This is a genomic window from Natronococcus pandeyae (assembly GCF_008122205.1).
Taxonomy (GTDB): domain Archaea; phylum Halobacteriota; class Halobacteria; order Halobacteriales; family Natrialbaceae; genus Natronococcus; species Natronococcus pandeyae.
Map to the genome: position 1 here is coordinate 15967 of NZ_PHNJ01000010.1, position 23578 is coordinate 39544.

General features: G+C 57.8%; 23 protein-coding genes and 2 pseudogenes. 14 read left to right on the forward strand and 11 right to left on the reverse strand.

Annotation, left to right across the window (positions count from 1 at the left end):
* Window positions 1-295: 295 nt before the first annotated feature.
* A pseudogene (locus CV102_RS16860) lies at window positions 296-1296 on the reverse strand (IS630 family transposase).
* 344 nt (window positions 1297-1640) lie between these two features.
* On the opposite strand from CV102_RS16860, the gene rdfA reads away from it, so the two are divergent.
* The 4 genes from rdfA (at window position 1641) to CV102_RS16880 (ending at window position 5800) form a co-directional block, all read left to right on the forward strand.
* Window positions 1641-2225, forward strand: a complete 585-nt coding sequence (gene rdfA, locus CV102_RS16865; RefSeq protein ID WP_148859180.1) for a rod-determining factor RdfA — start codon at window positions 1641-1643, stop codon at window positions 2223-2225.
* Between the two features lie 4 nt (window positions 2226-2229).
* A complete protein-coding gene (locus tag CV102_RS16870) occupies window positions 2230-4077 on the forward strand; it encodes an archaea-specific SMC-related protein (protein ID WP_148859181.1) in 1848 nt (615 codons plus the stop codon).
* 125 nt (window positions 4078-4202) lie between these two features.
* Window positions 4203-5378: a thiolase family protein gene (locus CV102_RS16875; RefSeq protein ID WP_233710718.1), complete on the forward strand. Its 1176-nt coding sequence runs from the start codon at window positions 4203-4205 to the stop codon at window positions 5376-5378.
* Window positions 5375-5800 (forward strand): Zn-ribbon domain-containing OB-fold protein, encoded by a 426-nt coding sequence (locus tag CV102_RS16880; RefSeq protein ID WP_222863705.1) that lies wholly within the window; start codon window positions 5375-5377, stop codon window positions 5798-5800. The genes CV102_RS16875 and CV102_RS16880 overlap by 4 nt, the downstream gene beginning before the upstream one ends.
* A 42-nt stretch (window positions 5801-5842) precedes the next feature.
* Here CV102_RS16880 and CV102_RS16885 read toward each other — a convergent pair whose 3' ends face one another.
* The 3 genes from CV102_RS16885 to CV102_RS16890 all read right to left on the reverse strand — a co-directional run bounded on the left by CV102_RS16885 (window position 5843) and on the right by CV102_RS16890 (window position 7556).
* Window positions 5843-6184, reverse strand: a complete 342-nt coding sequence (locus tag CV102_RS16885; RefSeq protein WP_233710719.1) for an AMP-binding enzyme — start codon at window positions 6182-6184, stop codon at window positions 5843-5845.
* Window positions 6181-6438, reverse strand: coding sequence for a hypothetical protein (locus CV102_RS26675; RefSeq protein ID WP_233710720.1), 258 nt, complete (start codon window positions 6436-6438; stop codon window positions 6181-6183). Before CV102_RS26675 ends, CV102_RS16885 begins: the two co-directional genes overlap by 4 nt.
* 119 nt (window positions 6439-6557) lie before the next feature.
* Window positions 6558-7556, reverse strand: coding sequence for an SDR family NAD(P)-dependent oxidoreductase (locus CV102_RS16890; RefSeq protein ID WP_222863706.1), 999 nt, complete (start codon window positions 7554-7556; stop codon window positions 6558-6560).
* A gap of 459 nt (window positions 7557-8015) precedes the next feature.
* On the opposite strand from CV102_RS16890, the gene CV102_RS16895 reads away from it, so the two are divergent.
* Both CV102_RS16895 and CV102_RS16900 read left to right on the forward strand, forming a co-directional pair.
* A complete protein-coding gene (locus CV102_RS16895; RefSeq protein WP_148859183.1) occupies window positions 8016-9260 on the forward strand; it encodes an MFS transporter in 1245 nt (414 codons plus the stop codon).
* A 56-nt stretch (window positions 9261-9316) separates the two neighbouring features.
* Window positions 9317-10915, forward strand: coding sequence for an ATP-dependent acyl-CoA ligase (locus CV102_RS16900; RefSeq protein ID WP_148859184.1), 1599 nt, complete (start codon window positions 9317-9319; stop codon window positions 10913-10915).
* A 90-nt stretch (window positions 10916-11005) separates the two neighbouring features.
* Here CV102_RS16900 and CV102_RS16905 read toward each other — a convergent pair whose 3' ends face one another.
* On the reverse strand, window positions 11006-12373 hold the full coding sequence (locus CV102_RS16905) for a short-chain fatty acid transporter (protein WP_148859185.1): 1368 nt from the start codon (window positions 12371-12373) through the stop codon (window positions 11006-11008).
* Between the two features lie 162 nt (window positions 12374-12535).
* Between CV102_RS16905 and CV102_RS16910 the strand changes: the two genes are divergently transcribed.
* Window positions 12536-13705, forward strand: coding sequence for a thiolase domain-containing protein (locus CV102_RS16910; RefSeq protein ID WP_148859186.1), 1170 nt, complete (start codon window positions 12536-12538; stop codon window positions 13703-13705).
* Entirely contained in the window at window positions 13702-14091 is a 390-nt protein-coding gene (locus CV102_RS16915; protein WP_148859187.1) for a Zn-ribbon domain-containing OB-fold protein, read from the forward strand. Before CV102_RS16910 ends, CV102_RS16915 begins: the two co-directional genes overlap by 4 nt.
* 74 nt (window positions 14092-14165) lie before the next feature.
* Here CV102_RS16915 and CV102_RS16920 read toward each other — a convergent pair whose 3' ends face one another.
* The gene (locus tag CV102_RS16920) at window positions 14166-15683 is read right to left on the reverse strand and encodes a class I adenylate-forming enzyme family protein (protein WP_148859188.1); all 1518 of its coding nucleotides are present in this window, start codon (window positions 15681-15683) and stop codon (window positions 14166-14168) included.
* 175 nt (window positions 15684-15858) lie between these two features.
* Window positions 15859-16026: a hypothetical protein gene (locus tag CV102_RS26090; RefSeq protein WP_187433012.1), complete on the reverse strand. Its 168-nt coding sequence runs from the start codon at window positions 16024-16026 to the stop codon at window positions 15859-15861.
* A gap of 270 nt (window positions 16027-16296) precedes the next feature.
* On the opposite strand from CV102_RS26090, the gene CV102_RS16925 reads away from it, so the two are divergent.
* On the forward strand, window positions 16297-17499 hold the full coding sequence (locus CV102_RS16925; protein WP_187433013.1) for a cytochrome P450: 1203 nt from the start codon (window positions 16297-16299) through the stop codon (window positions 17497-17499).
* Between the two features lie 2 nt (window positions 17500-17501).
* Here the strand turns inward: CV102_RS16925 and CV102_RS16930 are convergent, their stop codons facing one another.
* Complete coding sequence (locus CV102_RS16930; RefSeq protein ID WP_148859190.1) at window positions 17502-17696, reverse strand: hypothetical protein; 195 nt, start codon at window positions 17694-17696, stop codon at window positions 17502-17504.
* Window positions 17693-17974, reverse strand: a complete 282-nt coding sequence (locus CV102_RS16935) for a hypothetical protein (RefSeq protein WP_187433025.1) — start codon at window positions 17972-17974, stop codon at window positions 17693-17695. Before CV102_RS16935 ends, CV102_RS16930 begins: the two co-directional genes overlap by 4 nt.
* Here CV102_RS16935 and CV102_RS27245 point away from each other — a divergent pair.
* Window positions 17936-18022: pseudogene (locus CV102_RS27245) on the forward strand (iron-sulfur cluster assembly protein); the annotation flags it as partial. The gene CV102_RS16935 and the pseudogene CV102_RS27245 overlap by 39 nt on opposite strands.
* Window positions 18023-18272: 250 nt before the next feature.
* Here the strand turns inward: CV102_RS27245 and CV102_RS26680 are convergent.
* A complete protein-coding gene (locus CV102_RS26680) occupies window positions 18273-18602 on the reverse strand; it encodes a hypothetical protein (RefSeq protein WP_233710721.1) in 330 nt (109 codons plus the stop codon).
* 107 nt (window positions 18603-18709) lie between these two features.
* Between CV102_RS26680 and CV102_RS16945 the strand changes: the two genes are divergently transcribed.
* The 4 genes from CV102_RS16945 to CV102_RS16960 all read left to right on the forward strand — a co-directional run bounded on the left by CV102_RS16945 (window position 18710) and on the right by CV102_RS16960 (window position 21514).
* Window positions 18710-19780, forward strand: coding sequence for an amidohydrolase family protein (locus CV102_RS16945; RefSeq protein WP_148859193.1), 1071 nt, complete (start codon window positions 18710-18712; stop codon window positions 19778-19780).
* A 3-nt stretch (window positions 19781-19783) separates the two neighbouring features.
* A complete protein-coding gene (locus tag CV102_RS16950; RefSeq protein ID WP_148859194.1) occupies window positions 19784-20158 on the forward strand; it encodes a metal-sulfur cluster assembly factor in 375 nt (124 codons plus the stop codon).
* 141 nt (window positions 20159-20299) lie between these two features.
* On the forward strand, window positions 20300-20563 hold the full coding sequence (locus CV102_RS16955) for an AMP-binding enzyme (protein ID WP_148859195.1): 264 nt from the start codon (window positions 20300-20302) through the stop codon (window positions 20561-20563).
* Window positions 20564-20932: 369 nt separating this feature from the next.
* A complete protein-coding gene (locus CV102_RS16960; RefSeq protein WP_148859196.1) occupies window positions 20933-21514 on the forward strand; it encodes a carboxymuconolactone decarboxylase family protein in 582 nt (193 codons plus the stop codon).
* A gap of 27 nt (window positions 21515-21541) precedes the next feature.
* On the opposite strand, the gene CV102_RS16965 is transcribed toward CV102_RS16960, so the two are convergent.
* The gene (locus CV102_RS16965; RefSeq protein ID WP_148859197.1) at window positions 21542-23515 is read right to left on the reverse strand and encodes a 3-hydroxyacyl-CoA dehydrogenase/enoyl-CoA hydratase family protein; all 1974 of its coding nucleotides are present in this window, start codon (window positions 23513-23515) and stop codon (window positions 21542-21544) included.
* Window positions 23516-23578 lie beyond the last annotated feature (63 nt).

A 23578-nucleotide genomic window follows, 5' to 3' on the forward strand; every position in this document is an offset into this window, starting at 1 on the left:
GTTGCAGACCTACTGAGCGATTGGTTTTGTACAACACTAGTGAACGAACCTCTTGACGAACTCTACAACGACTCAATAAACCAGGTATACGGCGTGTCGGCCAGTTCGTAGTGAGACGTGCCCGAGGAGTTTCGAGAGTCGACTCAGCAGTTAGTTGTGCTTGGTTTGTAGAATACTATATTTAATATGGCGCTCAACCCAGTGGGTTGGTTTCACACATAGTGCATAACAGCCCTTCACTCGCAGCAACTATCGAATCACAGTTTTCGCTTGAGAACCTGTACTATAGTAGATGTTAAAAATAATTGCTCACTTTTGGGACTGAGATTTGATTAAGAGCGGTATCAGTCTCCGTTGTTAACTCGTCAAGTGAGTGGAAAAACCGATTACTGAGAATTGCTTGTAGCTGCCACCAACACTCTTCGACAGGGTTCAATTCCAGTGAATACGACGGGAACGTGATGACCGCACGGTCGTCACGGGCCGTTAGGACCGTGATGGCTGACGCCTGAAAACACGGCGCTCCAACCAGTACAATGATTAGATCATCACCAAATTCTTTGCATAACGAGAGAATGAAATGTTTCGCGTGCTCGGCGGTAACGTACTCTTCGGATCATGAGAAAAAGCGATCACCGTCTTCGGTGATCGCGCTGAGTAGATATGTCCAGTCACGTTATCCAGAAAGTTCGCCGATCGGCCGTGTGCCGTGCGGAAACCACGCGGTACGCGGCTCAAATTGCGCAGATTTCTTGGTTTGAGCGATACAGACTACTGTGGCGTCCATCTCCCGCCGCTTTTTTTGAGTTCTTTACGGAACGTTTCTTGTTCCTCAGACTCAGATTCGGCGGCTGTGCGGCGTGGTTTTTGATAGCTCAATCCCGCCTCTTTGAGCAACCGCCGGCAACTCGGGATTGAGTACTCGACATCGTAGGTCTCGTCGAGATACTGCTGGACGAGCGCCGGCGTCCACGCCGGTGCGTCTACCCCAACTTCTTCGGGAGATTCGTGGACTGTTTCTTCAAACTTTTGTTGCTCTTTTTCTGAGAGCTTTCGGTTTCTCCCAGATCGGTGATCATCAGTAACGGCCTGCTCAAGCGACTCGTCGGTGTCGAGTCGTTTGAGCCAACTGTAGATTGTTCGTCGGCCGGTGTTGTGCCACTCGGCAAGTTCGGTCTGCGTGACGCCGTTTTTGTACGCAATTGCCGCTAACAGCCGTTGTGTCGGCTTCTTTCCCTCCACATTGTTGAGAGCATCTTGCAATTCCTCGACAGGGATTTCGTCGAGATGATCCACTACATTCAGAAACGGAATATGAGTAGAAAATTCTAACGGTTACTATAATGGTGAACGCTACGAACAAGTTTCCGGCTATTCTATCTGACAACTCTATATTGATTAAGGGGTCAACACGATCTTAAATACTATCTCATGAACAAGGCATTCGCACAGTCCGGAAATGTTGTGAGTACACAATCACTTTTGCTCGAGGCTGCAACAAAAATACCATCAAATGGATATGCGAGTGTGATTGGTCGAATCCTACAGATAAGAGAACAGCCAGTAATATATGATCAAAATATTCTCTGAGGGTCTCAGTAATCGTCGTCCTTATTTGTATCCGAGAAGAACGAAGACTAATGAGCGAGTATGGGTGTAAAGTTTGCCGAGTACTGGATGACTATGGGATGAACCGATACGAGGACCAGTTGGTCGAACAATGGCAGGCAGACGGGGGACAGCGCAAGGGATATCGACAACTTTCCGAGTGGTTCAACGTACTTTTGCTCCGCCGGGAGATGGACCGTGCGGGACTCTCTACGCTCGGCGATGAGGCCGAATCGAAGTATGAACGGCTACGATCAGACGAAGCAATTGCCAAGGAGGTCGCAACCGAGTTAGCAAACGCGGGTCTGCCAATCAATCAGATACGCGATGATTTCGTCTCATATGGTGTTATCAGAACCCATTTAAAAAACTGCCTCGAGAAAGAGGTCTCAACCTCAAGTGGAGAGTGGGAACGTGATGCAATCGAAATCTCAAGAGAGCACGCACGTGGAAAGATCTCAGAAGCGTTTCGATCACTGCAGAACAAGGAAAAGGTAACAGCGGGCGGTGACGTTAGCGTTTCCGTCACCGCTGAGATTGAGTGTGAAAACTGTCATACCCGCGTCCCGATCGACCGTGCGATTCGCCGTGGATACGTTTGTACCTGTAATAAATAATACCATGAAAGGACCAATACATCTCGAACTGGAGAATATTGGAGGTATCGAAGAACGGGAATTAACCATCACTGAGGGGGCAACGCTCATTCAAGGGCCGAATGCGGCAAACAAGAGTTCTTTCCTCAAAGGATTGCTCTTCGTGCTCGGAGCAAGCACAGTTCCAATTCGAAGTGGGGCAGACGAGGCTCGTGTGACGCTTTCGTCGCGTGACCAGCAAATCGTGCGGGTAGCTCGTCGGACCGATACCGGCGTCGAAATGTCCGGTGAAGCGTGGATCGACGAGTCTGACGATGTCAATCTTCTCGAGCGATTCGCAGCCCTGTTGGAGACGAATCCACTTCGAAGTGCGGTTGCACGTAACGAGGACGTTGAGTCATTGCTCAAGGAGCCGATGGATATCGACGCTCTCGAAGAGAAGCGATCCACGAAGATGCGCCGAAAGCGAGAGCTAACGGAGGAAGTTGAGTCCATCGCTGACGTAGACGAGCAGCTGGCGACTCGTGAACGCGAACTCGAAGAGAAACGAAAACGGATTGACTCCCTTGAGGACCAACTCGAGGAATTGTACAACGAACAAGATGACACCATTGTCGACGACGACGTCATCCAGCAACTCCGAGACAACCGAGCCCAACTGCGATCCGAAGAGTCCGAACACGTAAATCAGATCGAACAGCTCGAAGATGCTATCGAACGGCTCGAGACACAGTTGAACGAAATTGACGACGACCTCGAAGAGGCGCGCGACGCTGTCGAGGGGACAGATATCGAGGCAATCAAACGTGAACGAGAAACCGTGCGTTCCGAGCTTGATGACGTGACAAAAAGGCTAGATATTCTGCAGTCAGTCCTGACCGCAAACCGGGAGATGATTAACTCGGAGTACACAGGCGCGCTCGGATATGATTCCGGACTGATGGGTGATGAGGTAACCTGTTGGGCCTGCGGCAACGCAGCGTCAATTGGCGAGTTTGAGGAGACGATTGACGAATTGACGGACCTAGTCGCAGAAGACAAACGCCGAAAGCGCGAACGAAAGCCTGAGATTGAAGAACTCACGGAAAAAATTGAGCGAATCAACCAGTCGAAGACTGAAATTCAGCGACTCGAATCCGAAAAACGAGACATTGAACAGAAACTCACGACTCGTCAGGAGTCGCTTGAGGAACGTCGGGCACAGCTGGAGTCTGCCCGAGAGCAGATTGACGAACTGGACAGTGAGATCACGGACCGTGAAACAGACCATGCCTCCGAGCAATCAGACCTCACGGATGAAATCGAGGAAACGCGGGTTGACATACAAACGCTTAGGCGCGAGGTCGAACGACTTGAAGACGCCTGTGCGTCACTTCGGGAAACTCGTAAAGAACGTGAACGGAAGAAGGAGCAGATTGAAGCTCTTTCTGATGAAATCAACGAATTGACCGATCGGATCGAGAATCTCGAGAGCGAACTTCGGAACGTGTTCAACGGGACAATGGACAACCTCTTAGACGTACTCGAGTTCGAGCGTATCGACCGCGTCTGGCTCGATGGGGAATTTGACGTTGTTATCGCCCGTGAAATCGACGGTCAAACTCGGAGGGACACACTTGAGCACTTAGCCGAGAGTGAGCGAGAAATGATTGGACTCGTTCTCGCATTGGCAGGGTTCGTAACATACGATGTGAACGAAGTAACGCCGGTACTCGTGCTCGACTCCCTCGGTGCCTTTGATGCGGAACGAACACGTCGACTCATCGACTATTTTGCAGACGAGACCAATTATCTTGTCGCCACGGTTCATCCGGAATCCGACGTTGAGGCTGAGTTCGAGACGGTCACGTTCGAGCCACCTGTTGGAAGCTAACGTCGTCGCTCAAACGGTTCTGGACATTTCAGTCCGAAATGGTGCCTTCATACGAGCTAACTCCGTATAGCCGCTGTACCGGATATTGCGAAGATTATTAATACATTGATGTGGTGTGCTATTGTATGGCAAGAGCTAGCGTCGTAGGTACCGGAATGACCGATTTCGGTGTCTACACGAAACCGATAGCCGAACTATTCGCCGATGCGGCGCTTCCGGCGATCGACGACGCCGGGATCGCGAATGACGAGATCGATGCGTTCTACTTCGGTAACGTACTCGGGGGGGCGACAACGAACGAGACTCACCTTGCACCTCAGGTCGCATCATATATTGGTCTTACACCTGAAACATCGGTACAGCGGTACGAAGACGCATGTGCGACCGGCTCACTTGCTCTGAAACACGGCGTTCGCGCTGTCGAGACGGGTGATCACGATGTTGTCCTCGTTGGCGGTGCGGAGCAATGTACGCCGAAGGGTACCGGTATCGAAACATCGGAGATGACTCGAATCTTCGGTAGCGGCGCGCACAAGCAGTACGAACAGGCACCTGGGATGACCACTGCGAGTGTGTTCGCGTTGCATACTCAGCGGCATATGCATGAATACGGAACGACCGAGAAGCATCTCGCGGAGGTCGCCGTAAAGAATCACTATCACGGCTCGATGAACTCGCGAGCGCAGTTTTCCGAGGAGAAGACGGTTGAAGAGGTACTCGACAGTCCAATCATCGCCTCGCCGTTCCGCCTGCTCGACTGCTGCCCGTTCTCTGACGGCGCATCGGCGGTCGTGATCGTCAGCGAGGACGCCGCCGAAAGTTACGGCGTCGACCCGATTGATATTACAGGTATTAGTCACCAAGCGAATCCGGTTCCGGTTGCCGACCAACCGAATCCCCCTTCGACGGATATGGTTCGTAGGGCTGCCCAGAACGTCTACGAACAAGCGGATATCGGACCGAACGATGTGGATGTTGCAGAGATTCATGACTGCTTCACTGGTGCTGAGATTCTCGCGCTCGAGGCACTCGGACTGTTCGAGGATGGTCAGGCTGGACCGGCGACAACGGAAGGCAGGACACGCCTCGACGGCGAAATGCCTATTAATCCGTCAGGAGGACTGAAGGCCAAGGGGCACCCGATTGGCGCAACCGGCACTGCCCAGATTGTCGAACTAACTGAACAGCTCAAGGGCGAGTCGGGTGACCGTCAGGTCGAAGATGCCAAGCAAGCGATCGCTCACAATGTCGGCGGTATGACTGCCACTGCGGTCGTGACAGCCATGGAGGCTCGAGCATGAGTAAAGAGTTCACCCGTGAGGATGTCAACGACGAGCAGAGCACCGAGGCCCTAGCCGAGATGGACCGACTCACTCACGAGAAGTGGGAGGCGGCACTTGAGGACGGCTCGCTCGTCGGCCTCGAATGCGAAGAGTGCGAATATGTAACCGCGACGCCGAATGCAGCTTGCGTCCACTGTGGCGATCGATCTGTGTCTCCAGTTCGACTGCCGAAGCAGGGTTCCGTCTACTCTAAAACGACGATCGAGGTCGCTCCGGAGGCACAGGGTAGCGGCTACCAGATCGCGCTCGTCGACGTCGGCGACGCGAGGGTTCTCGGTCGAATCACCGACGGCGAACGGGTCGATATCGATGACGAGGTCGAACTGAGCGGACCATACGAGTACGATGACGATCTCGCACCGCTGTTCGAGCCCATATAGTTCCGATTCGCCGTCGTTCACGTATTTGTTCTCGCTCGAAAATCAATGGTCCGACGCCTTCTCGTGGCGCGCCTCAAGATTGGCGCGCCTGATCTTCCCAGTTGCTGTCGTCGGCAGTTTGTCGATGAACTCTATCTGACGTGGATACTCGTACTTGGCGAGAGTATCCTTGACGTACTGCTGGAGTTCGCCGGCCAGCGACTCCGCAGGTTCAACCCCTTCTGCGAGTTGTACGTACGCTTTCGGGACTTCGCCTCGTTCATCGTCAGGGACACCGATAATACCAACGTCAGCGACTGCTTCGTGGCTCGAAAGGGTGTCCTCGATCTCTTCGGGACCGATCCGATAGCCAGCGGAGATGATCACGTCGTCTTTCCGACTCACGAACTCGAGGTAGTTAGCAAGTCGATTAGCAGCCGCTTGGATCTCGCCGAACGTATATTCGCCCTGTCCCGTGGACCCTTCTCTATGTAGAGGGCGACACGATCGGGGTCCGTCTCGGCCCACCGATCACAGGCGTACGCTGCAACGTTGAATTCCTCGGGAAGTTCCCACTCGAAGGACTCTTTCAACTGCTCGTAACTGTCCCACTCGCGTTCGTAGAGATGGTACGCATCGAGTTTCGGAACGTCTATCATGATATTCTCGTCACCTCATCCTATAAGAAAAAAGAGTCTTAATAAGTTTATTCCTCTCCGGTAGACTCGTGGGCTGCGATCCAATCGGCGGTCACCGGCACAGAACCGTCTCGCGGGATTCATTGTACCGTGTAGCCACCGTCGACCCGCACATTCTCCCCGGTAATGAAACTCGCTGAATCACTCACCAGGAACACGACCGTGTCCGCAACCTCTTCGGGGGTCCCAGTCCGTCGCATTGGCGTTTTCTTCTCAGCGTAGGACTCAGTGCCGTCGTGGGTGTCCTGGCGGAGCATCTCGGTGTCGGTGAACCCCGGTGAAACCGCGTTGACCCGAATACCGTCGGCAGCGTAATCGACGGCAACCTGCTGTGTCAACGCGATCACGCCGCCTTTGGCGGCACTGTAGGATGCGGAGTTAAGGAATCCGATGACTCCTGCCCCGCTGGCGATATTCACGATCGATCCGCCACCGTTTGCGAGCATCGACTCAACTGCGGTCAAACAGCCATGATAGACGCCTGTCAAGTTCGTCTCTATCGATCGCTCCCAGTTTTCGGCGTCGGTTTTCGTGAGTTCGTCCGTTGCGCCGTATCCGGCGTTATTCACCCACGCATCGAAGGTGCCGTCCAGTTCGGATGCCACCTCGGCTGCACGACGAAGGTCCTCGAGATCGGTGACGTCGGCGTTGACGAATTCGCTCTCCGAGCCGGTGTCGCGAACCGCTTCGGTTGTCGGTGTGCCGCCCTCCCGTGGTGATTGCTCGAGATCCGCGACGACGACGTTTGCGCCTCGCTCTGCGGCCGTGAGTGCGATCGATCGGCCGATACCTGAACTCCCGCCGGTAACCACTATCGTTCGTCCGCTACAATCCATACGCATGGTCTCCGCGTGGTCAACAAAAACTCTTTTTGTCATAACCGCAGTGTGCGAGCGGCCGCACGGTGGGGTCCTGGGATCGCCGATCGAGGAGGCCCGGTCCAGAGTCAGTGGGTCGCAGACGATATTCGAGATGCTTACCCGGTGATCGCCCGGTGGCGGATCGAGCGCCGACGAGAGGATATCAACTACCTGTGTTATTATATGGCACGAATTTGTGGCCTTGAGATCTACTACCATGGGGTGAACGAGTACTCGAAAATAACACCCTTAGTCTGTTATCGCCCAGCAACGAATGCAGACTGATAAAAGATCGTACCTGTGATTGCGACTAACGATAGCTTCTCGTTCGGAGCGCGTCGAACGACCTCGGATCGATCTCGATAGTCTTCGGCGAGCCGATTCTCGACGAAATAAACGGGTCGAACGGACGGTCGCGTTTTCGTTAGCGATGCGGTTGAACGGATTCCTTCCGCGGTGGTCCGTCGCAGTTCGCTGTCCGTGAGGGCTAAATCGTTATATTCACTGCAACCGATGCACGACATTACGAATAATGGATCCTCTGATACACGATCGATTCCTCGGGAGGCGGGCTTCTCTGTCGTCGATTCGATCGATAACGGCCGGTAGCGCGGGAGCGAAATGGCGTCCGACGGAACGTATCACTCCAACTCGAACTGATACGCGGGACCGTCGACAATGACGCTCTGTTCCCCGTCGCGATTCGTCGACGAGATCTACTATGGTTGGGTCGTCGTCGCCGCCTGTTTCCTCGGCTCGCTGGTCGTGTTCGGCTTGTCGTACTCGTTCGGCGTGTTTCTTGATCCGATGGTCGACGAGTTCGAACGGTCACGCAGCGTGACGACGATCGCGTTCAGCGTGCAAATGATCGTCCTCTCGGTCGGCGCCGTGATTGTTGGCATTCTCATTGACCGATACGGAAATCGGTCCATGCTCGCCGTCGGCGGCGTACTCCTTTGTGGCGGACTGGTGTGGTCCAGTCAGGCGTCGTCCATCGCGACGCTCATCCTCGCCTACGGGTTCGTAACCGGGCTCGGGTTGAGCATCATCTACGTGATTTCGTACGCGACTGTTCCGAAATGGTTCGACCGGCGCGTCGGCTTCGCTAGCGGCGTCGCTTCGACCGGCCTCGGGGTCGGGATGATCGTCTCCGCGCCGGCGTCGAACGTCCTCATCGAGCGGATCGGCTGGCGGTCGTCGTTACTGGTCCTCGCGGGCGTCGCGGCCGCGCTGCTCATGATAATGGGCGCGATAATCCGCGACGAACCTGCCGCCGACTCGGTTCCGAGCGCGGAGTTCAAGAGCGACGCCGCTCGATCGCGATCCGCCTCGCTTCGAAAGCGACTGGAAATCATCTCGTCGCTGGCCCGCACCCGGTCGTTCCGCTACGTCTTCGCGAGTTGGATGTTAATCTACGCGTCCCTCTACGTTATTCTCGCTCACATCGTCGCACACGCTACAGACCTCGGCCTCTCGCGAGCCACCGGAGCGGCGCTGATCGCGATCATCGGCGTCACGACGATACTCGGCCGGGTCGCCATCGGATTTCTCGCGGATCGAATCGACAGAACTCGCGTCTTCGCTGTCTGCTCGGCGCTGATGGGAGTTTCGACGCTTGCAGTACCGATCCTTGAGACGAAACTATCGCTCTTCGGCTTCGCGATCGGTTTTGGACTCGGATACGGCGGGAACGGTGCGTTGCTCGGTCCACTCACCGCGGATCATTTCGGCCGATCCAACCTTAATGCCGTCTTCGGACTCGTTTCGGCGTCGATCGGACTGTCCGGACTCGGCGCTCCGTACCTCGCTGCCGTCGGTTACGAAACGATGGCCAGTTACGCGCCGGCGTTCGCCGCCGCCGGAATCGCTGCGATCGCCGGCGCCGGATTGCTTTTAGTGGTCGGCGAGGAACGCGAGTCCTGAACGCGACGTGGGCAAACCGGCATACATTTATCAGTAATCAATTTGAACCATGAACTATGGTTTCGGCACAACCGCACGAGGACTACGACGTTACCACCGTTTCCCAGTTAGTTTCCGAGCGCGCCGCGAGCCACGGCGATCGCCTGCTGCTCTTGTATCAGGACGAGGAGTACACCTACGGCGAAATCGACGAGATGGCGAACCGCATAGCCGGTGCGTTGGCCGAAGACGGCGTCGAGAAAGGCGATACGATAGCGACGTTTCTGTACAACAGTCCTGAGTATCTCGCGCTCTGGTTCGGCATCGCGAAACTCGGCGCGGTGATGGTCCCAATCAACGTCAGCCTCAAGGCGGACGGCCTCAGCTACATGGTCAACGACTCACAGGCCGAGATCACCGTACTCGAGTCCGAAACACGGGAGAACTACGAAACGGCCCGCGACGACTTGGACGACGTCACACGGGAGTACCTCCTCGGCGAGGACAGCGACGAGTATCGATCGTTTGACGAACTCCTTTTCGGCGACCCAGACGAGTTCGAGACGCCCGAGATCGACGTGGACGATCCGATGTGTATCATCTATACGAGCGGGACGACCGGCTTGCCGAAGGGGGTTGTGTTGCCCCACTACTCGTATATCAACACGGGGAGCGAATTCGTTCGAATGACGGATCTCGATACCGACGACCGGCCGTTCACGACGCTACCCCTGTTTCACTGCAACGCACAGCAGCTTACGGTGATGGGGTCGATGCTGGAGGGAACGAGTTTCGCCCTCGAGCGGTGGTTCAGCGCCTCGAGCTACTGGGATCAAATACGGAAGTACGACGCGACGATCTTCAACTACCTTGGAACGATGATTTCGGTGCTTAACAATCAGGAACCCGCACCCGACGACGCGGACAATCCGGCGGTGTACGGCGTGGGTGCGGCGGCGCCGGCCGAAATCGTCGACGAGTTCGAGGAACGATTCGATGTCGAACTGGTCGAAGGCTATGGTCTCACCGAAACGGGGACGGTCGCGATTTTCAACGAGCGAGGCGAGGAAAACCGAACGAACGAAGGGAGCATCGGCGTTCCGGTGAGTTACGCTGACGTCACCATCGTCGACGAGAAAGACAGGCCGGTGCCCGTCGGAGAGGTCGGAGAGATCGTCGTCCGTCCGACCCGACCGAACTGTTTCATGCTCGGGTACTTCGAAAAGCCAGACAAGACCGTCGAGGACTGGCAGAACCTTTGGTTCCACACCGGAGACCTCGGCTATCAGGACGAGAACGGGTACTTCTACTTCGTGGATCGGAAAGCGTACAGCATCCGGCGGCGGGGCGAAAATATCGCGACCCAGGAGGTCGAGCAGGTGATCAATGATCATCCGGCGGTCGATGAATCGGCCGTCGTCGGCGTCCCGAGCGAACTCGGCGAGGAGGACGTGAAAGCATACGCGATTTTGCAACCGGATCGATCGATGGACTCGGTCGACGTCGTCGAACAGTGCGAGAGTCGGCTGGCGTACTTCAAGGTGCCGCGGTACGTCGAGTTTGTTGACAGCTTTCCCAAAACGGCGACGGAACGCGTCGAAAAGTACAAACTAAAAGAGCGGGGGATCGATGGCGCTTGGGACCGAAAAGAAGCCGGATACGAACTGGATCGGTAGAATCGGGACCGGCAGTTCCTGTGCTGGTTTTCGCCGTTCGCTGTGAGCGGGCCGGGCGTTTGTCGTGAAAATTCCAGGAAAGGGGACTGCCTAGATCAATCCAGCCGCCGGGAAGACGAGGAGGATTGTGCCGGCCACGAGACCCCACATGATGACGCCCATCATCACGTACCCCCAAATATTTCGGATCTGCAGTCCCGCCATCCCGATCACTGGCAGCGCCCAGAACGGTTGGAGCATATTGGTCCAGCCGTCACCGAACGTATACGCGGAAACGACCACTGAGTGCGGAGTTCCGATGCTCTCGCCGGCACCGTGCAGTATCTCTCCGGTCACAATGTACTGGCCGCCCGCGGAGGGAACGAAGATGTTGAGGATACCGGTCCCGATGAATATGAGGGCCGGGTACGTCGTCGCCGTCGCTACGGCAATCACGCTGTCCATGATTATCGTCGCGAGGCCGGTACCGATCAGGATACCCTGAATGCCGCCGTAGAACGGGAACTGCAGGATAACCTGTGCGGCTTTCTCGACACCGTCCGTGATCGCGTTCACGTAACTGATTGGACTCCCGTGAAGTGCAAGTCCGGTCATCAGGAGGATGAAGTTCATCGAGTTGAGTCCGAGCGTGGCGATAAGCCCCTCGTAAACTGACAGGTACGTGATGAACACGAGGCCGAGGATGACCATGATCGCCGAAAACAGAGGGTTTTGGTTCAGACGCTCGGCGAGCGTCGGTTTTCCGCCGTCGGCCGTGGTTTCTCCGTACTTCGGAATGAGCGACTCGAGCCGATCGGTCTGGAGCGGTTCGACCTCATCCTCGGGAGGTCGCATTAGGTAGATCAGCAGCAGCGACGCGAGGAACGTACAGATCACCACCGTCAGGTGCAGCGGACTGAAGATCGTTTCCGCCAGCGAAATGATGCCGATCTGTTCTTCGAGGAAGTGGCCCGGGGTGTTGACGAGCAGTGGCGCAGTGATCGATAACGAACCGAGGACGCCGGGCCAGAGACCGATGTACGCGGTCGCGATTAGGTACCCGAAGTCCACATCGTCTCGGATAGCCCCCAGCGTGATCGCGTAGAACGTCGCTGCCACCATGCCGAGCCCCCAGTTGAAGTAGGCCAATCCGGTACCGACGGCGACGACGGAAAGGTACGCTTGAGTGCTGGAATTCGGGAGTGTAGCTAACTTCTCAATGAACTTCCGCATGATCGGGGCCGTCGCGATTCCGTACCCTGCGACGATGATCAACGTCATCTGCATCCCGAATTCGAGAAAGCCCCAGAATTGACCGTACCACTCGTTGACGATCTCGATTGGGCCGGTCGGCGTCACAGCCAGCGCCGTGATGTACGCGATGACCGTGAGCACGACCACGAAAATGAACGAGTGAGGCATGTACCGTTCGACGCCGATATTCAACCGATTTGCCGCTTGTCGTACTGGATTAGTCATGGTATACCATAACGTTCAATTTCACTTATAGTATAAATATCTAACGGGCAATCCGAGACGACAGTAGGGCGATTTCCCGAACCCAGCCGGTCGATTCGATCGGTCCGCACCGGAGGTTACCATGAGAAAGAACTTTAGCCCGACCACTGGATGTACGATCGCATGTCACGAGCAAGTATTGTCGGCGCGGGGATGACTACGTTCGGCAGTCACGGGGCAGTCGCGTTACACGAGTTGTTCGCGCAGGCGGCGCTTCCGGCGCTCGACGACGCCGGCGTTTCACAGGCCGACGTCGACGCATTGTACCTCGGAAACACGTCCGCTGCGGTGAGCGAGAACGATACACACCTCGGTCCGAAGGCGGCGGCCCAGATCGGTCTGACCGGCGTCCCGACCCAGCGGTTCGAAGACGCGTGTGCGACGTCCGCGATGGCGACGAAACACGCAGTACACGCGATCGAAGCGGGGATACACGACGTCGTACTCGTCGGTGGCGTCGAGCGGTGCACCCCGCAGTCGGGACTTTCGACCCCGGAAATGACGAAGGTGTTCGCGAGTGCCGCGAGTAGACAGTACGAACAGCCAGTCGGGCTGACGTTTCCCGGTGTCTTCGCACTCATGACAAAGCGCCACATGCACGAGTACGGGACCACGAAGGAACACCTCGCCGATGTTGCCGTTAAAAACCACTACCACGGAAGCCTAAATCCTCGCGCCCAGCACGGCGAGGAAATCACGAGAGAGACGGTGTTCGAAGGGCCACTCATCGCCGATCCGTTTCACCTGTACGATTGTTGTCCGTTCTCCGACGGCGCGAGCGCAATCGTTCTCGTCAGCGACGAATATGCGGATTCGTTTGATCAGCCGGTCGACATCAACGGTATCGGGCACGCGTCCGGCGGCGTTCCGCTGGCCGAACAGGCGAGCGTCACCATGACGCAGGCCGCGCGAGACGCTGCAGGGCAAGCCTATGACCAGGCCGATCTGACGGCCGAAGACGTCGACTTCTGTGAGGTCCACGACTGTTTCACCGGGGCTGAAATCCTCGCCACGGAAGCGGTCGGGTTGTTCGAGGACGGCGACGGCGGGCCCGCGGCGTCCGAGGGACGAACGCGTCTCGGTGGCGAGGTCCCGGTGAATCCCTCTGGCGGGCTGAAGGCCAAGGGGCATCCGATAGGCGCGACCGGTACGGCTCAACTGGTCGAACTAACCGATCAATTGCGGGGCGAGGCGGGCGACCGACAGGTTGACTCACCGTCGGTAGGTCTCGCTCACAACCTCGGCGGAGAGGCAGCGACGACCGTCGTTACGCTCATGGAGGCGCGCGCATGAGTTCAGAGCTCCCAGACGGATGGACTGATGATACCCTGACTCACGCCAAGTGGGCCGAGGCCGTTCGCGTCGGAACGCTGCTTGGCCAGCGATGTCGGTCGTGCGACCACGTTGTCGCGACGCCAAAGTCCGTCTGCGTCGACTGCACGGGCCGCGAACTCTCGACGATCGAGTTACCGACGACGGGCACCGTCTACTCGGAAACGACAATCGAAGTGACGCCGGTCGGTCAGGACGACCGATACCAGGTTGCCATCGTCGACCTCGGCGAGACGCGGGTGCTCGGTCAAATTTCGGGCGACGTAGAGATCGACGACGAGGTTTCGCTGAGCGGTCACGTAGAGTACGAGGGGATGCCCGGACCGACGTTCTCACCGGTCGAGTGAGCGTATCGGACGGGCGACGAACACCGATGTCGAACGCCCGCTTTCGAAGGAACGCTGACCGCGTCCGGATGCCGTTACCGAAGTTGGTCCTTGATGACTTTCCCGGTCGGATTCCGCGGGAGTTCGTCGCGGATTTTGACTTCTCGCGGCTTCTTGTATCCGGCGAGGTGTCGAGCAACGTGGTCGACGACCTCGTCAGCGTCGATCGAGGCTCCCCGTTCGGGAACGACGACAGCTTTCACCCGTTCACCCCACGTCTCGTCGGGAACGCCGAGGACGGCGGCGGAGTCGACGGCTGGGTGCTCGTGTAACACTTCCTCAATTTCCGCGGGATGGATGTTCTCCCCGCCGCTGATGATCATGTCGTCGGCACGACCGAGGAACTCGTAGAACCCGTCTTCGTCCTCGCGCATGAGATCGCTCGAGACGAACCACTCACCGTCGAACACTTTCTCGTTCTCCTCCGGACGGCCGTGGTACCCCTCGAAGACTGTGGGACCGGCGTAGGCGATCCGTCCGGGTTCGCCCTGCTTGACTTCCACCCCGTCCTTGTCGACTAATTTCACGCTTACGTTGAACAGCGGCCGACCCACCGTATTGATCTTATCGAAGGCGTGTTCGGGGGTGAGGACGAGGGTTAGCGGCGAGAGTTCCGTTTGACCGAACATCTCGGTCAGTTCACAGTCGAACGCGTCGATAATATCGCGTTTAAGTTGCGCCTCCGAGGGGGCCGTTCCGGTCCAGTACCGCCGGAACGACGAGAGATCGTACGCGCCGATCCTGTCCACGTCGAGCAGCGCCCGGCTCTGCGTCGGAACGATGAATGAACCGGTCACGCGCTCGTCTTCGATGACCTCGAGGATGCGACGCGGCTCGAAATCCGCAATCACGAGCGTCTTCGCGCCGACGTAGAACGAATCGAGAAATAACGAAAACGCAGCCACGTGAAATAGCGGCGTCATGACGAGAAATCGCTCGTCCGGATCGAGGCCGATGTCGTAAACTGTATTCTCGACGTTCTGGAGGAGGTTGTCGTGGCTAAACAGGCACCCCTTCGGTTTCCCAGTCGTACCGCTCGTGTAGAGCATCGCCGCGAGGTCCAGCCGAGTCGATTCCACCGGGGGTCGGGATGAGTCCGCTCGATCGCGCACGTTCCGATACGACGACGCGAATTCAGGGGCGTTGTTACCGACGAACAGGAACTCTTCGGCAGGAATGTCCCGATCGACGATCTCACCGACAACGTCCGCCGAGTTCGAATCGAAGAGCAACAGCGAGGCGTTGCTATCGCGCAGAACGTAGGCGACTTCCTCGTTTTTGAATCGGTGATTGATCGGCACCGGGAGAACGCCCGCTTTCGCAGCACCCACGAAGATTTCCAGTGTTTCGATGGAGTTCCGCAGATACATCGCAACCGCGTCTCCTTTCTCGAGACCATGGGCAAGGAGTACATTAGCGAGCCGATTCGTCCGCCGATCGAACTCCTCGAAGGTAACCGCGCGCCGGTCGCCGGTCGGTTCGACGATCGCTTCGGCATCCGGGTTGTCTCTGGCGTTTCGGCGGGCTATTGCACCCAGGGTCAGGCCCTTCATACTACTGTGGAGTGAGCGATACTATAAATTATTATGGTGTTCCTTATCACGCCGCGACCGGCCGAACGGTGGCTGCGTATTCACCCGGAAGAGTGCTCGAGGGTGCGAAGCTTATTCGTAGGGTCAAATCATGTGCCGTCAGGTCGAATCGAACTGGCAGGTCAGCGGCGAGTGATCACGAAGAGTCTAGAACGTCACGAAGTTGAGTGCCAAATCGCTCTTCACGCGCCTGCTGCAGGTGATCAGCCATCCGCTCTGGGCGCCACATCTTCTGGACGCTTTCGGTTATCTCGACTGCGTCTACCTCCTCGATTTTTAGTCCCTCCGCCTCTGCTTCGTCCATGATCTGAGCATGTACATATACATCGGCGTCGTCGGCAGGAGACGGATAGGGAGGGTAGTGGCGCGGACGCCAGCCCACCGACGTGCCTGCTGCATGCGAGTCAGCCGCTCGGACCACTTCTTTTGGCCGACGACGCGACCGGAGACAGCCGGCGCTTCACCTCGGACCGAAATCTGGAGGTTTCGAGAGCGGAAGCACGAGTTGCAGTCCATGACAGGGTGTGGCATGAAAATCTTTATATCCGGAACAGACAGTGTTTTCGATGAAGTGATGAGCCAGACAGATGACCTAACCGACCCTGAAGTAATCGACCAGCCGTACGAGTACTTCGGTCGACTCAGGGAAACAGAGCCAGTGTATAAGAACGAGATGTGGGACGGCTGGATCGTCACACGGTACGAGGACGTTCGTCAGTGTCTGCAGGACGACGAGCACCTCTCGGTTCAGGTGGAAGCTGACCGATTGCGCGACTCCTCACTGGACATCCCCCAGACCAAGGAGATGTTCCCAAAGTGGATTATCTACCTCGACCCACCGGACCACACGAAACTCCGGCGGATCATCGGTGAGGCGTTCAACCCGGAGATGGTCGCCAACCAGCGTGCGGAAGTCGAAGAAGTGACCAATTCCCTCATCGAGGAGATGGAGCAGCAGGCGCCGGGGGAAATCGAGTTCATCGAGCAGTTCGCCCATCAGCTCCCGGTCCACGTGATCTGCAAGATCATGGGTATCCCGCTGGAAGAGAGCGACGACCTCGGGAAGTGGTCGACCGACATCGGGCTCACGCTGTTCCACTACTACAACGCCGATAACCGGCACGAGCGAACCGAGCAGAGCATCCGGGAGTTCACCCAGTATCTACAGGAGGTGGTCAAGGACCGGCGTGAGAACCCACAGGACGACCTGATCAGCTACCTCAATCAAGCGGAGGCTGATGGCGAGCAGTTGACCGAGGACGAGGTCGTCGCGACGGCAGTCCTGCTGCTGTTCGCGGGCCACGAGACGACGACGAAGCTCCTGGCGAACGGCGTCCTGGAGCTCCAGCGTCACCCCGAACAGATGCAACTCCTCCGCGAGGACCCCTCGCTCGCGCCCAAAGCCGTCGAGGAGATACTCCGTTATCAGGGAACCTCGAAGTCACTCACCCGAGGGGTCGTGAAGGACTTCGAACTGCGGGGCAAGCAGATCGAGGCTGGCGACCGCATCCTGCTGAGCCAGGCAGCCGCAAACCGTGACCCCCGAAAGTTCGACGACCCAGATACGTTCGACATCACGCGCGGGTCGATGGAACACCTCGGATTCGGGCACGGCACCCACCACTGTCTCGGTGCGCCGCTGGCTCGGTTGGAGGCACGGGTCGCGTTCTCGCAACTCGTCCAGGCATTCCCCGAGATGAAACTCGCTACCGACGAAATCGAGTGGACGCGGTCGCCGCTCGTCCGCGGTCCCGAGGAACTACCCATCCAGCTCTGAGGCTACTCGTCTGCTACCTGCAGGTATCGGCCGATGGCGGTCGACCGTTCGATCTCGATGAAGTAGTCGACCGTTTCAGCTCCGTCGACCGCCCGAACTCCGTTGACCGGTTCGTCGATCTTGTTGACCGAGTTGACCGTCGCGACGCCGTAATTGTCGATCGTCCCGAACCCGCTCCTGACGAACCAGAAGTTCATCTCGGAGAGGACCTCGAACACGGCCTGCTTGGTTGCCGTCCCCCCATCGTCTGGACGGTGATGACCACGACCTCCCATTCGTGGCTCTCCGGGTGCAACAGGAAGAAGTTCGTCGTCAGCTCCAGTAAGGAGGAGACGCGCTGTCGGATCGCCTCGCTGCTCATGTTGAACTCCTCCTCGGCGATGTCGGCGTACAGGAGTCGCGGGTCCTTGGCCAAGGTCACCTCGACATCGTCGAGATGGGGCTGGTCGACACCATCAGCATCGATGGCGACCACGTAGAAGTACAGATGTTACTCACGACGCCGACTTGCCATATGGTCTCGGATTTTATCCGAGAGGTCGAGGAGCAGGTAGGCGACCTCTCGGGCGTCAGATCCGTCGAATTGCAGACGGATCACGGGTTGGAGTGGACGGAAGACATGATGCCAGACGAGGCCAAGGCGCGCCGAGAGGAGTTGTTCGCGTGCCAGGCGGCGAAGTATGAGCAGGAGCTTGGGCCCCGGTCCAGGCTGCCCAAGATGACTCGCACGCGGCGAACCAGCGCGGCGAGTCGTGACCCCCCGATGTCGTCGGTCAGTCGGCGCCGCAGGGCTCGAACGGGGCCCTGCTCGGAGCGTGCAGTGCCTGTCGGGTCACGATGGCCGCGAGTGAGCCGGCTGCCGGACTGGACTGCGGGACGCCGACGAACAGCCGATACTCGAACCGTACGGTCTCCTGCCCGACCGCACCTGCGCGCAACTGTGGCTCACGGTTCGTGGACCTCCAGGTCACACCCGCCGGCGGGTAGCTGGTCGTTCGAGCAACCGCTCGGTCGGTGATTCGCCGGTCCGCGGGCACGGTCCCGGACGGCGCCGCAGCGTGGACTGCGGCCAGCAGCGCATCCGACGCAGTCGTTCGTGTCACTTCGAGTGGGGTGGTTCCCGCTCCCGTACGCCCAAGATAGTTTGGCAGATCATTTATGAAATGATTTATTATTAGAGGCTCACAAGAGAGCGTGTGGCAAGATAGCAATGTACAATGATGTACTGATCGGCGACGGCGTCATGCACGCGTACAACAACGAATTCGCTAACGCGCGAAGCGAGACCGGCGAGCAGGTGCTCGAAGACATCCACGGCCTCTCGACCGGTGCTTCGGCGCCGGGGACCGAGCACTCCGAGGAGCAGTGGTTCAGGGACTTCACCGCGAACGACATCGAGGAAGCGAGCTTCCTGGAGAGCGACGTCGACTTCGGTGTGTACCACTCGACACCGATCTTCGACTACTTCAAAGACGGGTACTCCGCCCTCGGGAAAGGTGTCAAGGTTCGGGACAATAACCCGGAGCGGGTGAAACTACTCGGGTGCGTCGACCCACTCAGTTCGGATGCGACGGACGAGATGGAACGGCAGGTTGAGGAACTCGACGTGGACGGGTTCAAGATGTACCCCACGTTCTACCGCGGTGGGAAAGTCAAGCCCCTCCGGTTGGACGACGACCTCCTGCCGCTAGTCGAGAAAGCACATGAGTTGGGCATCGAACACATCGGAACGCACAAAGTCTTCCCGCTGGGACCAGTAGGCCAGCATCACGTGGACGTCGGTGACGTCGCCGACATCGCCGCGCAGTACCCGGATATCAAGTTCGAGTTGCTTCACACCGATCTCGCGTTCCTCGACGAGATCAAGCTCATGCTGAGCACTCACGACAACGTCTACGCGAACCTTGAATTCACGACTGCCTTCCTGTACCTGCAACCAAAGCGGTTCAGGGAGATCCTCGGAGAACTCCTCATGTGGGGTGGCCCCGAGAAGATCATCTGGGCGACGGGGGTTCCGCTGGTCCACCCGCAGAGCTACATCGAGGCGATGTGGGACCTCGAATTCACGCAAGAGGAACGTGAAGAGTACAACTACCCGGAGCTGACCGACGACATCAAAAAGAAAATCCTGGGTGAGAACCTCGCAGAGCTATACGGCTGGGATACGGACGAACTCCGCTCGAAGGTCCAGTCGGACAAGTGGGCCGAGCAGCGTGCGGAGGAGGGACGCCCCAAGCCGTGGTCGACCATCGAGATGGATGCCGTTTCAGCGGACGACTGAATCATGTCCATAGAATCCAACGCCGAAATCGTTCAACGGCTCGATGACGTGCTCGACCCGTGTAGCTGTATGACTGATAATCCGGTCAGTATCGTCGAACTGGGGCTCGTCGAGGAGATCGAGAGGGACGACGAGACGGTGAGAATCGAACTGTTGCCCACCACGCCGATGTGCATGTATATGACCCAGATCATCGACGAAGCCGAGGCCGAGGTGGTGAAGATCGACGGCATAGAGGACGTGGACGTCTCGCAGAATGTCGAGGACATGTGGCGGCCTGAGCGGATGAGCGACGAACTCCGGCAGGCCAAAGAGGAGCAGTTCGGGTCGCAGCTACGGGAGGGTCCGGACTCTTCGGAGCCAGTGTCTCATTCGTAATCCTACGCGCTCGACACCCGGTCTTTCCCACCTTTCCTCGCAGTTACTCGGTCTCCGCGGTCGCGTCAGTGTCGACGCCAGTTGAAACCGAGCGATGTCACTGAACCGTTCGAGAGGAGGTTACCGTATACCCCCCCATCGATGAACAGAATCTGTCCGTTAATCATCTCCGTCTCCGGCGACGACAGCCACGCGACGGCCTCCGTGATGTCCTCGAACCCCTCTGAGGACCACTTCCCCGCCGAATCGCTTGGCGACGAACTGAAGGGCCATATGAAGGATCGGCTGGCAAAATACGAGTACCCACGAGAGTTGGAGTTCGTCGATGAACTGCCGAGGACCGCAACCGGGAAGATCAAACGAATTGCTCTCAGGGAGGAGTCCGAGACCGCTCCCTTGGAATGACGACGTTCCGTGGCGATTCGATTCGGTGACACTCTGGTACCTGGTTCGTTTTGAGGGGGGCCGCCTCTCGGGACGATCTCGAGATCAGCTGATTCCATGCCGAGGCCGAGGCTTGGGACTGTATTTTGCTGGTCTCGGCGTCGTCGTGGCCGAAACGATTCCCTCGAACTGATTGGATCGGCAGTGTCCCGTCGTCGACTTGGGTCCGACCTTGTCATCCTTGTCTCCAGGGTCGTCCCAGCGTACGCTATCATGTGCACGGTCGACAGTCTCCCGGAGCACCACACGTTAAAACAATATTTTAGTTTACTTATGTAAGGTGATAACCAAATAGTGAGATATTATATGCTTGGAAGTAACACACTAGGTATGCCATCTCGAGTCGACCCCGTAGACCCCGACCAACTCTCCGACGATGACGTCGCGACGCGCCTGCGCGAGGCGACGGCGGTTTACGACGATGCCGCATACTTCGGTGCGATCGCCCATCAACCGACGCACCTCAACAACCTGCTTACTCTCTTCGAAGAGTTCCCGCGCAGCGACGCGCTAACCAACGAACTGCTGGAATTAGTTCGGTTGAAGGTCGCGGATACAAATCAGTGTGCGTACTGTGCGACCGTCCGAACGAGTTCCGTCGACGTCGTTGAAGCGAAAGAAACCGCGATTTTTGGCCAGATTGACGAGGATCAGCTAACAGAACGAGAGTACCTCGCAGTCGCGCTCGCCGAACACCTTTCTGATAACCCACACCGGATAACGGACGAATTCATCGAGCGCCTCAAGCACGCCTTCGGTGAAGCAGGGTTCATCGAACTTCTCCTGTTCACGAGCCTCGAGGTCGGCCTCGACCGATTCACGATTGCTCTGGAACTCGACACGACCGAGGAGAGCCCGTACCCGTCCGGACTCTCCTATCCCTTCGATTCCGGGCAGGATTCGGACCAGTGAATGTGGTGGGGTGCTCGTTTTCCGTGGCTACCGCTCCCACCGCGGTGTCTCGTCCTCGATGAATGCTTCCAGGCCGTGTCGGCCCTCGTCACTCATGAGCCGTTCGGCGAGTTCGTCGGTCGCGGTCGCTAGCCAATCGTCGACTAGATCGTCCTCGACGCCGTTCCAGATCGTTTTGATAGATTCGATCGATCCCGGTGCACTCGCCGTCGTCGATCGAGCTAGTTCGCGCGCGACATCAGGCGCTTGCTCCGAATCCACGGCGTAGTTGAGCAGCCCCATCTCGTGTGCTTCGGTGGCCGTAAAGAGGTCGCCCGTTGTGGCAAGTTCGAGGAGTTTTTTCTTTCCGACAGAGGTGGTGCCGTGAGCCAGCCAGATGGGCGGCAGAGCGCCGATCGTTCCCTCCGGCTGTCCGAACCGGCTCCCATCACCGGCGACGGCCAGGTCGCTCAAGAGGACCAGTTCGCAGCCTGCACCGGTGGCGATACCGTCGACCAGTGCGATCGTCGGCTTGGGGTGGGCTCGGAACGCCTTGATCGCCGGGAGTAGCACCTCGTCGAGATACTCCTGGCACTCATCGCTGCTCTCCCACCCCGCCATTTCGGGGATATCGTCGCCGGCAGAGAACGCGCGTCCAGATCCTTCGACAATGGTCGCCCGAATGTCGTCATCCCCCCTCGCCTGTTCGAGTGCAGCCCGCAGCCCGCGCCAGGCTGATTCGTCCATCGCATTCAATTTGTCGGGCCGGTCTAACACGATACGCGCCACGAACTCCCGGCGTTCGTACTCGACGCTTCCAAACGATGTCGTCTCGTGATCGTACTCGTAGAATCCCTCGCCTGTCTTCCAGCCGAGTCGACCTTGTTCGACCATCCGCTCGAGCAACGGATGTGGGTCGTACTGTTCCCGACCGGTCTCTTCGTGGAGTCGCTCGAGCAGTTCGATGATTCGGTCGATGCCGTACTCGTCGGCGAATTCTAACGGACCGCGCGGCCAGCTCATTCCGGTCCGCATCGCGGTGTCGACGTCCTCCATCGTGGTGACGTCGTTATCGAGCAACCACGCGGCGGCGTTCACCGCGCTGGCGATCATCTGGTACGGATTGTACTCGTGTCGGCGCTCTCTCGGGATATCAACGCGCGCGTACTCGCCGGGACTGGGATAGTCGTAGAATCCTTCGCCGGTTTTCATTCCGTACGCATCGGCCTCGACCAGGTTCTCGTGGGTCTCCGAAATCACGACCGGGACATCGCGATCCTGTAACGCCTGGCACACCATATAGAACACGTCGATACCGGCGAAGTCGAGCACCTCGAACGGTCCCATCGGGAAGCCGAGACGCCGAATCGATGCGTCGATAGCTTCGGCGTCGTGGCGCCCATCGTCGAGGTGTCGCAGCCCTTCACTCCAGAAGGCGTAGTTGATCCGGTTGAGCAGGAAGCCCGGCACGTCCTTCTCGAGGATAACCGGTGTCTTGCCGACGTCCTCCGAGAGTGCCACTGTCAGTTCGATGACGCTGTCGCTCGTCTGCTCGCCGCTGATCACCTCGACGAGGTCGATGAGAGGAACTGGATTCGAGAAGTGCATCCCGACGACTTGTTCCGGTCGATCGGTTGCGTCGGCCATCTCCGTCACGGGAAGGGTGCTCGTGTTGGTCGCCAGGATTGCGTGTTCGGGCGCTGCTTCGTCTGCGGCGGCGAACACGTCCCGCTTCAGGTCGATATCCTCAGGGGTGGCCTCGACCATCAAATCGGTGTCGGAGAGGCCAGAATTCCGGTCGGTCGTCGTCGTGATCCGGTCGAGTACGGGTCCCGGCTCCTCGCCCAAGCGTTCGAGGCTCTGTTCGATGTTCTCGAGGGCAGTCGAGAGGGGCTCTTCCTCGATGTCAACCAACGTGACGTCGTATCGGTGCATCGCGAACACTTGTGCGATCCCGTGACCCATGCTCCCGGCGCCGATGACGGTAACTGTCTCTATGTCTTCGAGACTCGGTGCGGCCATGAAATTGAAAGCGCACCTCAGATATAAAATATTTCGGTCGACTGTCCAGTGTGCCCGGTCGAT